This window comes from Pseudaquabacterium terrae, assembly GCF_013266755.1.
In the GTDB taxonomy this organism is placed as follows: domain Bacteria; phylum Pseudomonadota; class Gammaproteobacteria; order Burkholderiales; family Burkholderiaceae_C; genus Pseudaquabacterium; species Pseudaquabacterium terrae.
Map to the genome: position 1 here is coordinate 378,266 of NZ_JABRWJ010000005.1, position 14,354 is coordinate 392,619.

Here is a 14,354-nt window from a genome sequence, read left to right on the forward strand (position 1 = left end):
TCCGTTCAGGCGCGTGAGCGCTGCCAGATCACCGCGAGCAGCGCCGCGCCGAGCACGAAGCCGAGCGCCGGCACCCAGCCCCAGCCGAGCGCCACCGCCGGTGCCGGCGCGACCGTGACCACCAGCCCGAGCCGCGCCAGCGCCGCGCCGGCCAGCAGCGCATTCATCGCGCCGCTGAGCAGACCCTCGCGGCCGACATGGCCGAACCACAGCGCCGACGCGAACCCGCTCATCAACAGCACGGCCCAGCTCGCGCCGGCCAGCCCTTGCGCCGCCAGCAGCACCGGCAGGCTGCCGGCGGCCCAAGCCAGCAGCGTGCAGCCGGCCGCCGCAAAGGCACCGGCGGCCATCATCGCCAGTGAACCGTAGCGTTTGGTCAACAGGCTCGCCGGCAGCAGCGCGAGGTTGAACCCGACCCAGAACACCGGCATCAGCCACGGCAGCTCGGCGGCGGCCGCGTGGCGCAGGTACAGCGGCGCGCTGAGCACGTTCGCATGCAGCTGGAAGGCGGCGGCCGCCAGCAGCGCGGCGAGCAGGAAACCGGGAATCGGCGTCGTCAGCGGCTTCGTCCGCACCACCTTCGGCGCCGGCTGCACCGCATGCGAGCGCGCCAGCGCCCGCTCCGCCGCGACCATGCCGACCACCACCGCGGCCAGCGCCAGCGACGACAGCGCGAACGGCCAGCGCGGGTCGATCTGCTTGAGCACCAGCCCGAGGTAGGGGGCCACCGCCGCGGCGATGCCGCTGCCCAGCAGCATCAGCGCAACCAGCAATGGCTGCGTCGGCTTCGCGACGTAGCGGCCCAGCAGCGTCAAGGGCGGGGCGCGCAGCACCGACGAGCTGATCGCCCACACCACAGTCAGCAGCGTCAGCAGCACCGGCCCACCGGGCGCGCCGAAGGGCAGCGCGACGAAGGCGGCCATCGACACCAGCGTCGCGACGATCATCCAGCGGCCGACCTTGCCCAGCACCTGCGCCGCCCGATCGCTGGCGAAGCCGACGGCGGTGTCGCAGACGATGAACAGCAGCTGATCGAGCATCAGCAGCCAGGGCACCACCGAGCGCGGCAGGCCGGCCCGCTCGGCCAGCTGCGGCAGGTAGATCACGTAGACGATCCAGCTCAGCGCGAAGAAGAACTGCACCACCGCCAGGTACAGGCCGACGCTGCCCGCTCCCCTCATGGCGCCGCCACCTCGCTGCCCAGGTAAGCCTGGATGTCCGCCAGCACGCGGCGCGCTTCGCGCTGGTAGGCCTCCAGCAGCTGGGCGCGGCGCGCCGGCAGGGCGAGGTCGGGTGCCAGCTCGATGCGCCGCGCGGCGGCGGCCATCGCCTCGGCACCGATGGTCTCGGCGGTGGACACCAGCGAATGCGCCACCGCCGCCGCTGCGGGCGCGTCACCGTGGGTCAGTGCAGCGGCGAGCGCCGCGACCGGTTCGGCATGGCCTTCGACGTAGACGCGCAGGATGCGCTCGTAGAGCTCGCGCCGGCCGAGGCAGCGTTGCAGCCCGAGCTCGAAGGACACGCCCACGCCGCGCACGCCGTTCCCACCGCCCGGGGCGGCGACCGGCGACGGATCGTCGCGCAGCCAGCGCTGCAACACCGCGAACAGCGCGGCCGGTTCGATGGGCTTGCCGACGTGGTCGTTCATGCCCGCGGCCAGGCACTTCTCGCGGTCGCCCTGCATCGCATGCGCCGTCATCGCGATGATCGGCAGCCCGGCCCACGCCGGGTTCTCGCGCATCAGCCGGGTGGCCCGGTAGCCGTCCATCACCGGCATCTGCACGTCCATCAGCACCACGTCGACCGGTCCCTCCTGCAGCCGCTGCAGGGCCTGTTCGCCCTGCATCGCCAGCACCACCTGCATGCCGGCCACGTCGCCGAGCAGCTCGGAGGCGACGATCTGGTTGAACTCGTTGTCCTCGACCAGCAGCACGCGGCGGCCGCGCAGCGCCGGCGGCGGCTGCGCCACCACCGGGCCGGCGGGCGCGGCGCCCCGCGCCTGCCGCCCGAGCGCGCCAGCCATCGCATCGTGCAGCGTGGATGCGCTGAGCGGCTTGGCCAGGCAGCCCGCCAGCCGCTGCTCGGATGCCCAGCGCACCAGGTCCTCGTCGCCGTAGGCGGTGACGAGGATGATGGCCGGCGCCGGCACGGACGGATCGGCGCGCAGCTGGCGGATCACCTCGCGCCCGTCGATGCCGGGCATCTTCCAGTCCAGCAGCAGCAGGTCGTACGGCGGCCGGGACCGGCGCAGCTCGGCCAGCGCCTGCTCGCCGCCCGACACCACCACCGGCCGGTAGCCCATGCCGGTGAGCAGTCCCTCGAAGATCTCGCGCGCATTGGCGCTGTCATCGCACACCAGGATGCGCAGCCCGGTGGGCAGCGGGGCCAGGGCCACCGGCACGGCGGAGGCCACGTCGCCCGGCACGCGGCCGAACGACAGCGTGAAGAAGAAGTCGCTGCCCTTGCCGGGCTGGCTGTGCACGCCGATCTCGCCCCCCATCAGCGTGACCAGCTGCTTGCAGATCGCCAGCCCCAGCCCGGTGCCGCCGTGGCGGCGCGTGACCGAGGTGTCGAGCTGGTTGAACGGCTGGAAGAGCCCGGCAATCTGTTCCGCGCCGATGCCCACGCCGGTGTCGCGCACCGAGAAGCGCAGCACGATGCGCTCGCCGTCGTCGCGCAGCGCACGCACGGTGACGATCACGATCTCGCCTTCGTCGGTGAACTTCACCGCGTTGCTGCACAGGTTGACCAGCACCTGCTCCAGGCGCATCGCATCGCCCACCAGCCGCGCCGGCACGTCGGGCGCGGTGTTCATCAGCAGTTCGAGCCCGCGCTCGTGGGCCTTCAGCCCGACCAGCGCGGTGACGCGGTCGAACACCGCCTGCAGCGTGAACTCCAGCTGGTCGACCTGCAGCTTGCCGGCCTCGATCTTCGAGAAGTCGAGGATGTCGTTGATCAGGCCCAGCAACGACAACCCCGCCTGCCGCGTCTTGCCCAGGTAACCCTGCTGGCGCGGCGACAGCTCGGTGCGCAGCGCCAGGTCGGTCATGCCGAGCACGGCATTCATCGGCGTGCGGATCTCGTGGCTCATGTTGGCCAGGAAATCGGCCTTCGCGCGCGCCGCGGCCTGCGCAGCATCCCGTGCATCGGCGAGCTCGCGCGTGCGCTCGACCACCTTGGCCTCGAGCGAATCATTGGCTTGGGCCAGGCGCTGCGTGGTGGCCAGCAGCTCGCCGCGCATCGCCTCCTGCGCCCGCGCCAGCGTCTGGAACTCGCACCACGGTGCCTGCACGACCACCGGCTGGTCGAGCTCGAGGCGGCCGATGCGTTCGCTCTGCCGCGCCAGCTGTGCCAGCGGGTCGGCGAAGCGCCGGGCCAGCCGCGCGGCCACGACCCAGGCCAGCAGCAGCGTCAGCGCGACGATCAGCGCCAGCACCACCAGCTCGGTGCGGCCGCCGGGCGTGAAGTCGGCCGCCGGCGCCATCGTCGCCAGCCAGAAGGTCTGGGCGCCGAACTGAACGGGCTCGATGCGTGCCAGCCAGCGCTGCCCGGCGGCGTCGAAGCGCAGCAGCTCGCCGTCGCGCGCGCCGCCGGCGCGCCAGCGCTTCAGGCCTTCGCTCAGCGGCGGCAGGGCCAGTGCTTCGGCCGGTTTCAGCAGCGCCTGCTGCACGGCCGCCTCGTCCGCCAGCGCCGCCGCACGCGGCAGGCCGAGCACCTGGCCGTCGCGCGTCATGACCGCGACGAAGCCGTTCTGGCCGGCCACGATCTCGCGCGTGGTGCGCGAGAGGTCGCGCAACTTCATGTCGCTGGTCATCACGCGCCGCACGCCATCGGCGCCGACCCAGCGCACGACGACCGACAGGCCCGGTTCGCCGGAGGAGCGGAACACGTAGGGCTCGCTCCAGAAGATGGCCTCGTCGTCGGCCAGCGCCATGCCGCCCTTGAACCAGGGGCGGGTCCGGGCGTCGTAGTCCGACGGCTGCCACTCGTCCTTCAGCAGCTGGCCGCGGTCGTCCCAGGTCAGCAAGCGCGCGCGGCCGGCATGCGCGGCCGAGTCGGTCAGGCGGTTGAGCCAGGTGCCGTCGCCCTGGCGCAGCAGCAGCAGCTCGCGCCCCGATTGATTGGCCACCACCACCGACGACAGGTGCGGCCCGTGGCGCAGCGCCGGTACCAGCAAGGTATCGAAGCGCAGCGCGTCGGTCTCGTCGATCAGGCCGCGCCGGCCCCAGTCGCGGTTCACGCGCACCACGGCCTCGATGCGCTGCACCAGCGTGCGCATGTCGGCTTCGACGCGGCCGGACGCCAGGCGCAGCTGCGCGCTGGCCAAGTCGTCGATGGAGGGCCGCACGACGAACACATGGGTCGCCGCCAGGAATACCAGCAGCGATGCGAACACCGCGAAAAACGCGGCCGCCACCAGGCTGCGGCGAAGCGGCACTCCGGCCGCTGCGGCGGTGCTGTCCATCTCGGTCTATGCCCCCCCTGACGGATGTGGGCAATCATGCCATGCGCATGGCCGCCAGGGCCTGTTGACGCTACGGAAGAGCACGCGCCGGGGCCTGGCAAGCTGCACGGAGGGCGCTGGCTAGAATTTGCATCCGTTTCCCGACACGCGCTCGAGCCCCATTGGCCGGCGCCGCCCCATGTCCGCTGCCCCGCCTGCTCCGCCCAAGCCCAGCAACTTCCTGCGCACGATCATCGAGCGTGAGCTCGCCGAAGGCGCCTATGCAGGCCGACAGTGGGGCGGCACTCCGGGCGACGCAGCGCACCACGCGGCGGGCAGGCCGGATCCGGCACAGGTGCGGCTGCGCTTTCCGCCCGAGCCGAACGGCTACCTGCACGTCGGCCACGCGAAGAGCATCTGCCTAAACTTCGGTCTCGCGCGCGACTACGGCGGCGTCTGCCACCTGCGCTTCGACGACACCAATCCGGAGAAGGAAGAGCAGGAGTACGTCGACGCGATCGTCGAGATGGTGCACTGGCTGGGCTGGAGCTGGGACGCCAACGGCACCAGTCACCTGTACTACGCCAGCAACTACTTCGACTTCATGTACCGCGCCGCCGAGACGCTGATCGACGCCGGCCTGGCCTACGTCGACGAGCAGAGCGCCGATCAGATGCGTGCGAACCGCGGCGACTTCACGACGCCGGGCACGAACAGCCCGTGGCGCGAGCGCAGCCGCGAGGACAACCTCGCGCGCTTTCGCGAGATGCGCGACGGCCAGCATGCCGACGGCGCGATGGTGCTGCGCGCGAAGATCGACATGGCCTCGCCGAACATCAACCTGCGCGACCCGGCGCTCTACCGCATCAAGCGCGCGCACCACCACAACACCGGCGACAAGTGGTGCATCTACCCGATGTACACCTACGCGCACCCGATCGAGGACGCGCTCGAGAACATCACCCACAGCATCTGCACGCTGGAGTTCGAGGACCAGCGGCCGTTCTACGACTGGCTGCTGAACGCGCTGGCCGATAACGGCCTGCTGCAGCGGCCACTGCCCAAGCAGCACGAGTTCGGCCGGCTGAACCTGACCTACGTGATCACCAGCAAGCGCAAGCTGAAGGCGCTGGTCGACGAGGGCATCGTCGAGGGCTGGGACGACCCGCGCATGCCGACCTTGGCCGGCATGCGCCGGCGCGGCTACACGCCGGCCTCGGTGCGCACGATGGCCGAGAACACCGGCGCCTCGAAGACCAACATCTGGGTCGACTACAGCGCGCTCGACATCGCGCTGCGCGACGACCTGGAGGGCCAGGCGCCGCGCGCGATGGCCGTGATCGATCCGCTGAAGCTGACACTGACGAACTGGGATCAACTCTTCGGCGCCGGACATCACGAGCCCTGCCACGCGCCGGCGCACCCGCAGCGGCCCGAGCTCGGCCAGCGCCAGTTCAGCCTCGGCCCCGCGGTGTGGATCGAGCGCGACGACTTCGCCGAGGTGCCGCCGAAGGGCTTCTTCCGCCTTTTCCCTGGCAACAAGGTGCGGTTGAAGTACGGCATGGTGATCGAGTGCACCGGCTGCGAGAAGGACGCCGATGGCCGCGTCACATCGGTGTTGGCGACCGTGGTGCCGGACACCAAGAGCGGCACGCCGGGCGCCGACGCGGTCAAGGTCAAGGGCACGATCACCTGGGTCGGCGTGCACGACGCGGTGCCGGCGACGATCAAGCTCTACGACCGCCTGTTCACCGAAGCCCAGCCCGATGCCGGCGACCGCGACTTCCGCGACGTGCTGAACCCGGCGAGCAAGACGGTGGTTGCGGGCTACGTCGAGCCCTCGCTCGCCGGCCTGCCGGCGGAAGCGCGTTTCCAGTTCGAGCGCCACGGCTACTTCATCACCGATCGCAAGGACCACCGGAGCGATGCGCCGGTGTTCAACCGCATCACCGGGCTGAAGGACGGCTGGGGAAAATGAGCGGCGCTACTACAGCAGCTTGACTCCGGCCAGCGTCTTCATTGCGCGATCGAAGGTCGCGACGCCGCCGCAGCCGGCGAGGCGGGCCTTGGCGCACAGCAGGCAGTCGGCGAAGTCGGCCGGGCCGCGCTCGAACAGCGCCAGCGCTTCGGACACCGCCTCGGGGGATTCCAGCGCCACCGTGGCGTGTGCCGTCAAGGCGCGCAGCGCCACCACCAGGTCGGCGCGCGGCCGGCCGTAGGCGCGCAGCAGCGTCCAACCCAGCTCGACCAGCACCGTATCGGCGACCCATACCGGCTCCTCGCGCTCGGCCTGGGCATCGAAGAAGCGGCGCGCCTTGGCCGCCTGGTCCGCGTCGTCGTTGACGAGCAGCCGGACCAGCACGTTGGTGTCGACGGCGATCAAGACTTGCGCCCCGCGCGGGCGCGCACCGTCTGGCCCACCGCGGCGTCCATCTCGTCGAGGCTGCGCGCACGCTCGCCCGGCTTGGCGAGCAGGCCGAACAGTCCCACCGCGCCGCGCGACAGCACTTGCGCCCGCAGCTGGCCGTCGCCATCGATGCTGAACTGCAAGCGCGTGCCGGGCCCGATGCCCAGCTGATCGCGCAACGATTTGGGCAGCGTCACCTGCCCCTTGTCGCTGACGGTGCAAACGGAAGACATGCCAACGCTCCGAAATGTCGGCGCCAATCCTACTGCAGGAGGCCACTCCGACAAGCCGGAGGTTTCTTACCGCGGTGGCTCAGTGCGCGTGCCGGTCGAGCAGCAGCTTCAGGATCGCCTGCTCGCGGCGCCGCAGGATCGCGCACTCGCGCCACGCCGCGGCAGCGAGAAAGAGCGCCGCGCCGGCCGCGGCGGCCACCAGCCACGGCGTGTCGTTGCCCAGCGATGCACTCCAGCCGGCCACCGCGCCGGCCGCGAAGTAGCCGGCATGGGTCCACGAGAAGCCGGCGTGTCGGCGCTCACGCAGCAGTGCGATGGCTTGCGAACGATCCTTCGCGCGTCGCGCGAGCTGGTCGCCTTCGACGGTTGCGGTGAACGAAGCGTGGTGCATGGCTGCAGGCACCGCGGGCCCGAGGGCGCGGCGCGCTCGATGGTGATGCGTGACTTGAGCCTAGGCTCGCGGGCGCCGCACGTCATCCCCCGACCTGGATGTCGATGCCTCAACCGCGGGAGCGCATCCAGTCCTTCGCTTCGAGCCACGAATACGTGGCCTGCGCCGCCGCCAGGCCCAGCGGCCCCCAGGTGCGCGGCAGGCCGTAGCGGCCGAAGGCCTCGGGAATCGGCTGCGCTGAAGCGATCGCCGCGGCGAGCAGCTCGCCGGCCACCGTCGTCGGCGCCACGCCGTGGCCGCCGAAGCTGATCGCATGCCAGGCGCCGGCGCAGGGGCCGCTGGCGAGGCGCCCGATCTGCGGCATCTTGTGGCGGGCATAACTCATCAGCCCGCTCCAGGCGAAGTCGACCTTCACGTCGGCCAGCCGCGGGTACACGCGCAGCAGGTCGCGCTTCAGAAAGTCGGCGATGTCCTCGGGCCGGCGGTCGCGCACGTTGATGCGGCCGCCCCACAGCAGCCGTGTGTCGGGCAGCATGCGGTAGTAGTCGAACGCGAAGCGCGTGTCGTAGATCGCCGCGGGGCTCGGGATCAGCGCCTTGCCCAGCGCGCCCAGCGGCTCGGTGACCATCACGTAGGTGGCGATCGGCAGCATCGCCCGTTCGAGTGCCGGCACCAGATGCCGCAGGTAGCCGCCGCCGGCAATCACCAGCTCGCGCGCGTGCACCTCGCCGTGCGCGGTGCGTACGCGCCAGACGGCGCCACGCCGCCGGATCGAACGCACCGGCGAGTGCTCGTGCACGCGCCCGCCGCCGGCGCCGATCGCCGCGGCCAGGCCGAGCGTGTACTTCAGCGGATGGAAGTGGAAGGCATCGGGTTCGAGCAGCGCGCCGAAGTAGCGATCGGAGCGCACGTGGCAGGCGTCCAGCTCGCGCTTGTCGATCAAGCCCCACTCGACGCCGAAAGCGTCGCGCATCAGCCGCTGCTGCCGCTCGAGGATCGCCGGCTCGTCGAACCAGTTGACGAGCAGCGCGCCGCCTTCGACCTTGTCGCAGGCAATGCCGTGCTGCCCGATGCGGCGGCGGATCGTGCCGAGCGCTTCGCGCGTCAGGCCGTAGGCGGCACGGGCGCGCTCGGGGCCGAGCTGGCTCAGCAGCTCGGCGTTGTCGAGGCTGTAGCCGCCGAAGACGAAGCCGCCGTTGCGGCCCGATGCGCCGTGGCCGACGCGCTCGGCTTCGAGCACGACCAGGTTCGATCGGCCGCGCTCGATCAGCCCGAGCGCGGTCGCGAGGCCCGCGAAGCCGGCGCCGATGATGCAGACGTCGGTCTCGTTGCGCCCGGCCAGCGGCCGCGTCGGCGGGCGGAAGCCGATTGTCGATTCGTAGTAGTTACCGCTCATCCAGCCAGCCACTCCCTGAACGCCCGCGCCCGCTCCTGGCTCACCAGCACCGGCGCCTCGGCGGCGGGCTGCAGCTCGAGCTTCAACTGGCCCTTGCCCTGCGGGCGGAAGCTCTTCACCGCATCGAGCTGCACCAGCGTCTGTCGGTTGGCGCGGAAGAAGCGCCGCGGGTCGAGCCCGGCTTCGAGCTCGGCCAGCGTCTCGTCGGCCAGCAGCCGTTCGCCGCCCTTCGTCAGCACGAAGGTCAGCTTGTCGACCGAGGCGCACCAGGCGATGTCCTCGCTGCGCACGCTGGCGAAGGCGCTGCCCTTGCGCAGCACCAGGCGCTGGCGGTAGCCGGCTCGGCCCGAGCCCTCGGCGCCGCGCAGGTGCAGCGCGGCGAGCAGGCCTTCCAAGTTGCCGGCGAAGTGGCGGCTCAAGCGTTCATAACGCGCCAAGGCCGCGGCCAGCGCGTCATCGGCGACGGGCTTCAGCAGGTAGTCGATGGCGTTGCAGCGGAAGGCATCGAGCACGAAGGCGTCGTGCGCGGTGGTGAAGATCACCGGCGCGCTCGGCGCCGCGGCCGGGTCCTCGAACAGCGCCAGCGACAGGCCGTCGCCGAGCTGGATGTCCAGCAGCATCAGGTCCGGCGCCGGGTGCGCCGCCAGCCAGCGCCGCGCCGCCTGAACCGAGCCGACGGCGCCGACCACCTCGGCTGCCGGCGCGATGCGCTGCAACGCCTCGACCAGCCGCGCCAGCGCGGGCGGCTCGTCTTCGGCGATCAGCAGTTTCAGCGCGTAACTCATGAAAGCAGTGGCACCTCGACGGCAAAATGCAGCGCATCCTGCTCGATGCGCAGGCCGCGTCCAGCCACCCGCTTGCAGCGCTCGTCGAGGTTGGCGAGGCCGACGCCGGTCGACGGCGCCGGCCCCTGTCGCGGCCGCCGCGCATTGTGCACGTGCAAGGCATCGCCAGCGCGCAGCGCGATGCCGATGCGCAGCGGCTGGTCCGCGGCGACCGCGTTGTGCTTGACGGCGTTCTCGACCAGCACCTGCAGCGCCAGCGGCACGATCAGCCGGCCCGCGGGCAACTCGGGCGGCGTGTCCAGCTGCACCGCGTCGCTGCCGAAGCGCAGCTCCAGCAGCCGGAAGTATTGCCGCACGAAGTTCAGCTCGTCGGCCAGCGGCACCTGCTCGCGCCGGCCGTTGGCCAGCACGTAGCGGTAGACCTCGGCCAGGCAGTCGCAGAACTCGCGCGCCGTGCGCGCATCGTGGCTGATCAGGTGGCCGAGCGTGTTGAGCCCGTTGAACAGGAAGTGCGGATCCACCTGCGCCTTCAGCGCCGCCAGCTCGGCCTCGCTGCGCAGGCGTTGCAGCTGCGCCAGCTGCAGCGCATCGGATTCACGCTCGCGGATCAGGAACAGCGTCTCGTAGGCGTGCGTCACGAAGATCACGCAGATCACGTTGGTCAGCGCGACGATGCGCACCACCGCCCAGTCGGTCGGTGCCCCGAGTGCCGCGTACCAGGCGGCGAGCCAGGCGATCGTCAGCGGCGCGGTGTACAGCGTGCAGGCCGCCACCAGCATCGACAGCTTGCGCAGCGGCTGGGCAAACCAGTCCCAGTGCTCACGCTGCTTGAACAGCAGCCAGCGATTGCCCCACCAGATGCAGAACGCGAGGCCGACGAACCAGCCCATGCCGGCCCAGAAGGGCCCCTGGTCCGGCGTGATGCCTGGCGCTTCCAACTGCAGCAGCCCCGAGAACAGCGGGATCGTCAGCCCGAACGCGGGGATGCCGACGGCCATCAGCGCTCGGTCGTCGAAGTGGGCACGCCGCACCGGTTTCGGCGGCACGAATTCCGGCTTCAGCGCCATCGCATCCGGCTTCGGTGCCGCGGCGCTGGGCGGCGGGCGACGCGGCGCCTAGCCTGCGCTGCATCCACCATCACGAGGGCCCGCCCACCATGGAGTCGATGCACCTGAACCCGCTGGCAATCGCCGTCGCCGCCGCACTGTCCTTCCTGATCGGGGGCGTCTGGTATTCGCCGATCCTGTTCGCGAAGCGCTGGCAGCGCGAAACGGGCTTGAGCGACGAGCAGCTGAAGAACGCTCACATGGGCAGGACCTTCGGCCTCGCCTACCTGGGCTCGCTGGTGATGGCGGCCAACCTCGCGGCCTTTCTCGGCGCGCAGGCCACGGTCGGCTTCGGGCTGGCCGCGGGCGCGGCCGCCGGCATCGGCTGGGTGGCGATGTGCTTCGGAATCAACGACCTGTTCGAACGCCGCTCGGTCGTGCTGTGGCTGATCAACAGCGGCTACCACGTGCTCTCGCTGACGCTGATGGGCGGGCTGCTGGCCTGGTGGAAGTAGGCTGGCTGTGCGATGGGCGCGATGGCGCCGAAGAGCCGCGCCTCGAACGCGGCGCTGTCGTTGATCGTGCGCAGCTCGTCGTAGGTCTGCTGCGCCTGCGGGAAACGCCGCCGCAGCAGGTTCAGCCACTGCTTGACCCGCCCCGGCCGGTGGCGCGGCTCGGTGTGGCCGGCAATCACCTGCCAGTAGCGTCGCAGCAGTGGCCGCAGCGTGTCCCAGCCGAGCGGCGGCGCATGCGGCGCACGGATCGCCAGCGCCAGCCCGGGGTCGGCGACCATGCCGCGCCCCAGCATCAGCGCATCGCAGCCGGATTCGGCGCGGCAGCGCCGTGCATCGTCGACGCTCCAGATCTCGCCGTTGGCGATCACCGGCACCGCCACCGCCTCGCGGATGCGGGCGATCGCATCCCAGTAGGCCGGCGGCTTGTAGCCCTGCAGCTTGGTGCGGCCGTGCACGACGAGCTCCTCGGCGCCGCCCGCGGCCAGCGCCTGCGCGCACTCGAGCATGCGGCCGTCGCTGGCGTTGCCCAGCCGCATCTTGGCCGACACGGGCATGCCGGCCGGCACCGCGCGGCGCACCGCGGCGACGATGTCGTGGATCAGCGCCGGCTCGTCGAGCAGCACCGCGCCGCCGCGATGGCGATTGACCGTCTTCGCGGGGCAGCCGAAGTTGAGGTCGATGCCGGCGGGCCCGAGCGCCGCCAGTGCCGCGGCGTTGTCCGCGAGGCAAGCCGGGTCCGAGCCGAGCAGCTGCGCGCGCACCGGCACGCCGGCCGGCGTGCGGCTGCCGTTCAGCAGCTCGGGCATCACGCGCAGGAAGACGCGGTCCGGCAGCAGCTGGTCGGTGACGCGGATGAATTCTGAAACGCAGCGGTCGATGCCACCGGCGCGGGTCAGGATGTCGCGCAGGCTGAAGTCGAGCAGCCCTTCCATCGGGGCAAGTAACAGCATCCGTGGATTGTCTCGCGGCCCACAATGGGCGCATGAATGCGCCGAACGTGCCCTCCGACGAAGCGGTGATCGCTTCGACCCGCGCCTGGCTCGAACACGCGGTGATCGGGCTCAACCTGTGCCCGTTCGCCAAGGCCGTGCACGCCAAGGGCCAGATCCGCTACGTCGTCAGCGACGCCACCGACGTCCAGGCGCTGCAGGTCGAGCTGGTCGAACAATTGCGCGAGCTGGTGCTGGCCGACCCCGACGAGGTCGACACGACGCTCTTGATCCACCCGCAGGTGCTGCAGGATTTCGACGACTTCAACCAGTTCCTCGGCCTGGCCGAGGAGGCCGTGCAGGCACTCGGCCTCGAAGGCGTGCTGCAGGTGGCGAGCTTCCACCCGCAGTTCCAGTTCGCCGATGCCGAGCCCGACGACATCGGCAACGCCACCAACCGCGCGCCGTATCCGATCCTGCACCTGCTGCGCGAGGACAGCATCGACCGCGCGGTCGAGGCCTTCCCCGAAGCCGAGGCGATCTACGAGGTGAACATCGAGACGATGCAGCGGCTGGGACCGGAGGGCTGGGCGGCGCTGCAGAAACGCTGGAACGGCGAGCCGCTCAGCGCGGACGCAGCCGCACCGGCACCGCGCTCGGATTCATCGTGAAGGTGAAGACCTCGCGCACCGCATCGAGGCCCGGCAGCGGCTCGAGGCGGAAGTTGCGCGCGATCATGCTGGCGACCAGCTTGGCTTCGACCAGCGCCAGGTAGCGGCCGGGGCAGAAGCGCGGCCCGCCGCCGAAGGGCAGCATCTTGCGGTTCGGCTCGCTGGCCGGATCGGTGTGGCCGGCCCAGCGCTCGGGGCGAAAGTCCAGCGGCGCGTCGAAGCGCGCCGGATCGAGCGCGGCCAGGCGCGTCAGCATGAACACGCGGGTGCCGGCCGGCACCCGCACGCCGCCGACTTCACGCTCGACCGGCGTCTCCACCGCCTGCACCGGCGCCGCCGGCTTCAGGCGCAGCGTCTCGTGGATCACCGCTTCGGTGTAGTGCAGCTGCTCGAGCAGCGCCGCGTCGCTCACCGCCGGCGCGTCGCCGAGCACCGCGTCGCACTCGGCGGCCAGCGCCTGCGCGACCTCGGGATGCTGCGCCAGCAGCACCAGCAGCCAGGCCAGCGTGCTGGAGGTGGTGTCTTCGCCGGCGAAGACCATCGTCAGCGCATTGCCGAGCACCGCCTCGTCGTCGACGCCGCTGTCGGGTGCGTCGCGCGCGACGAGCATCGCCTGCAGCAGGTTCACCGGCCGCACGCGCAACGCGGGGTCGGCCTGCAGCTCGGCGCGCGCGTGGGCGATCAGCGCCAGCATCTTGGCGCGCACCCGCGCGGTCGCCGCATCGGCGGCGCGGTCGACCGGCAGCTTGAAGACCGTCCAGTAGTCGACCATGCTGCGCAGCCGCGCCCCGACGCGCTCGAACAGAAAGTGGATGTCGCGCTGCAGCGGGTTCTCCGGATGCTCCAGCGTATTGACGTCCTCGCCCATCGCCAGCGCGACGGTGACATCGAGCGTCAGCGCCTTCAGGTCGCGCGCCAGGTCGATCTCGGCACCCTGTTCCGCGGCGCGGCGCCAGCGTCGCTCGAGCCGCAGCACCAGCGTGTGCAGCGTCGGCTGGAACTTGCGGATGACCTCGGGCGTCAGCGCGCGCGTCACCAGCTTGCGCTGCGCGCGCCAGGCCTCGCCCTCGGCGGTGAAGAGCCCGCTCGAGCCGTTGGCGCCATCGAGCATGCGCGACAGCCGCGAGCTGCGCCGCAGCGCATCGGGCCGGTCGCGCATCAGGGCCGGCATCAGCGCGGCATCGGCGATCACCAGCGCCGGCGTGCGGCCGAAGGCGAAGCGGTACATCGGCCCCCAGGCCGCGACGCCGTCCTCGAGCGAGCGATGGAAGGCCACCTTGTCGACCTGGTGCAGGTTGCCGATCAGCGGCAGCGGCCGCGGCCCCGGAAGATCGCGGTAGCTGCGGGTGGCCGGCAGCGCGCCGGCGATGGGTTGGTCCATGTGTCCTCCTTTTGGCCCCCAAGCCCCCGAGGGGGAGTCGTCGCCTTGGGGCCGGCCGGCGGCGACTGGCGAAGCCCGCCGAGTGTGGCCCTTGTGCCAGGGCGGGCGGGCCGCGCGCATCGTCTGTTTTGCGGAGCCCGTCTTGCGGAGCCGGTT

13 protein-coding genes are annotated in these 14,354 nt (G+C 71.4%); 3 read left to right on the top strand and 10 right to left on the bottom strand.

What is annotated here, in order from left to right; genetic code table 11:
- Positions 1-5: 5 nt before the first annotated feature.
- Entirely contained in the window at positions 6-1,181 is a 1,176-nt protein-coding gene (locus tag HLB44_RS17770; RefSeq protein ID WP_173124944.1) for an MFS transporter, read from the bottom strand.
- Positions 1,178-4,465 (bottom strand): hybrid sensor histidine kinase/response regulator, encoded by a 3,288-nt coding sequence (locus HLB44_RS17775; protein ID WP_173124946.1) that lies wholly within the window; start codon positions 4,463-4,465, stop codon positions 1,178-1,180. Before HLB44_RS17775 ends, HLB44_RS17770 begins: the two co-directional genes overlap by 4 nt.
- Positions 4,466-4,643: 178 nt before the next feature.
- On the opposite strand from HLB44_RS17775, the gene HLB44_RS17780 reads away from it, so the two are divergent.
- Positions 4,644-6,422: a glutamine--tRNA ligase/YqeY domain fusion protein gene (locus HLB44_RS17780; RefSeq protein WP_173124948.1), complete on the top strand. Its 1,779-nt coding sequence runs from the start codon at positions 4,644-4,646 to the stop codon at positions 6,420-6,422.
- A gap of 9 nt (positions 6,423-6,431) precedes the next feature.
- On the opposite strand, the gene HLB44_RS17785 is transcribed toward HLB44_RS17780, so the two are convergent.
- The 6 genes from HLB44_RS17785 to HLB44_RS17810 all read right to left on the bottom strand — a co-directional run bounded on the left by HLB44_RS17785 (position 6,432) and on the right by HLB44_RS17810 (position 10,723).
- Positions 6,432-6,827: a type II toxin-antitoxin system VapC family toxin gene (locus tag HLB44_RS17785; protein ID WP_173124950.1), complete on the bottom strand. Its 396-nt coding sequence runs from the start codon at positions 6,825-6,827 to the stop codon at positions 6,432-6,434.
- Positions 6,824-7,084, bottom strand: a complete 261-nt coding sequence (locus tag HLB44_RS17790) for an AbrB/MazE/SpoVT family DNA-binding domain-containing protein (RefSeq protein ID WP_173124952.1) — start codon at positions 7,082-7,084, stop codon at positions 6,824-6,826. Before HLB44_RS17790 ends, HLB44_RS17785 begins: the two co-directional genes overlap by 4 nt.
- Before the next feature lie 79 nt (positions 7,085-7,163).
- Positions 7,164-7,475, bottom strand: a complete 312-nt coding sequence (locus HLB44_RS17795) for a hypothetical protein (RefSeq protein ID WP_173124954.1) — start codon at positions 7,473-7,475, stop codon at positions 7,164-7,166.
- Between the two features lie 109 nt (positions 7,476-7,584).
- On the bottom strand, positions 7,585-8,871 hold the full coding sequence (locus HLB44_RS17800) for an NAD(P)/FAD-dependent oxidoreductase (protein WP_173124956.1): 1,287 nt from the start codon (positions 8,869-8,871) through the stop codon (positions 7,585-7,587).
- Positions 8,868-9,656 (bottom strand): LytR/AlgR family response regulator transcription factor, encoded by a 789-nt coding sequence (locus HLB44_RS17805; protein ID WP_173124958.1) that lies wholly within the window; start codon positions 9,654-9,656, stop codon positions 8,868-8,870. The genes HLB44_RS17800 and HLB44_RS17805 overlap by 4 nt, the downstream gene beginning before the upstream one ends.
- Positions 9,653-10,723, bottom strand: coding sequence for a sensor histidine kinase (locus tag HLB44_RS17810; protein ID WP_173124960.1), 1,071 nt, complete (start codon positions 10,721-10,723; stop codon positions 9,653-9,655). The genes HLB44_RS17805 and HLB44_RS17810 overlap by 4 nt, the downstream gene beginning before the upstream one ends.
- Before the next feature lie 89 nt (positions 10,724-10,812).
- Between HLB44_RS17810 and HLB44_RS17815 the strand changes: the two genes are divergently transcribed.
- Positions 10,813-11,217 (top strand): DUF1761 domain-containing protein, encoded by a 405-nt coding sequence (locus HLB44_RS17815; RefSeq protein ID WP_173124962.1) that lies wholly within the window; start codon positions 10,813-10,815, stop codon positions 11,215-11,217.
- Here HLB44_RS17815 and HLB44_RS17820 read toward each other — a convergent pair.
- Positions 11,163-12,167: a tRNA dihydrouridine synthase gene (locus tag HLB44_RS17820; RefSeq protein WP_173124964.1), complete on the bottom strand. Its 1,005-nt coding sequence runs from the start codon at positions 12,165-12,167 to the stop codon at positions 11,163-11,165. The two genes, HLB44_RS17815 and HLB44_RS17820, sit on opposite strands and share 55 nt — an antisense overlap.
- A 32-nt stretch (positions 12,168-12,199) precedes the next feature.
- Between HLB44_RS17820 and HLB44_RS17825 the strand changes: the two genes are divergently transcribed.
- The gene (locus HLB44_RS17825; protein ID WP_173124966.1) at positions 12,200-12,817 is read left to right on the top strand and encodes a DUF1415 domain-containing protein; all 618 of its coding nucleotides are present in this window, start codon (positions 12,200-12,202) and stop codon (positions 12,815-12,817) included.
- Here HLB44_RS17825 and HLB44_RS17830 read toward each other — a convergent pair.
- The gene (locus tag HLB44_RS17830) at positions 12,771-14,198 is read right to left on the bottom strand and encodes a cytochrome P450 (protein ID WP_173124968.1); all 1,428 of its coding nucleotides are present in this window, start codon (positions 14,196-14,198) and stop codon (positions 12,771-12,773) included. The genes HLB44_RS17825 and HLB44_RS17830 overlap by 47 nt on opposite strands.
- Positions 14,199-14,354 lie beyond the last annotated feature (156 nt).

What these genes read in the sequence shown, in the direction of transcription:
- HLB44_RS17790 (WP_173124952.1), bottom strand. Translation starts at nt 7,084, where the DNA reads ATGTCTTCCGTTTGCACCGTCAGCGACAAGGGGCAGGTGACGCTGCCC.
- HLB44_RS17780 (WP_173124948.1), top strand. Translation starts at nt 4,644, where the DNA reads ATGTCCGCTGCCCCGCCTGCTCCGCCCAAGCCCAGCAACTTCCTGCGC.
- HLB44_RS17815 (WP_173124962.1), top strand. Translation starts at nt 10,813, where the DNA reads ATGGAGTCGATGCACCTGAACCCGCTGGCAATCGCCGTCGCCGCCGCA.
- HLB44_RS17830 (WP_173124968.1), bottom strand. Translation starts at nt 14,198, where the DNA reads ATGGACCAACCCATCGCCGGCGCGCTGCCGGCCACCCGCAGCTACCGC.
- HLB44_RS17795 (WP_173124954.1), bottom strand. Translation starts at nt 7,475, where the DNA reads ATGCACCACGCTTCGTTCACCGCAACCGTCGAAGGCGACCAGCTCGCG.
- HLB44_RS17810 (WP_173124960.1), bottom strand. Translation starts at nt 10,723, where the DNA reads ATGGCGCTGAAGCCGGAATTCGTGCCGCCGAAACCGGTGCGGCGTGCC.
- HLB44_RS17805 (WP_173124958.1), bottom strand. Translation starts at nt 9,656, where the DNA reads ATGAGTTACGCGCTGAAACTGCTGATCGCCGAAGACGAGCCGCCCGCG.
- HLB44_RS17775 (WP_173124946.1), bottom strand. Translation starts at nt 4,465, where the DNA reads ATGGACAGCACCGCCGCAGCGGCCGGAGTGCCGCTTCGCCGCAGCCTG.
- HLB44_RS17820 (WP_173124964.1), bottom strand. Translation starts at nt 12,167, where the DNA reads ATGCTGTTACTTGCCCCGATGGAAGGGCTGCTCGACTTCAGCCTGCGC.
- HLB44_RS17825 (WP_173124966.1), top strand. Translation starts at nt 12,200, where the DNA reads ATGAATGCGCCGAACGTGCCCTCCGACGAAGCGGTGATCGCTTCGACC.
- HLB44_RS17770 (WP_173124944.1), bottom strand. Translation starts at nt 1,181, where the DNA reads ATGAGGGGAGCGGGCAGCGTCGGCCTGTACCTGGCGGTGGTGCAGTTC.
- HLB44_RS17800 (WP_173124956.1), bottom strand. Translation starts at nt 8,871, where the DNA reads ATGAGCGGTAACTACTACGAATCGACAATCGGCTTCCGCCCGCCGACG.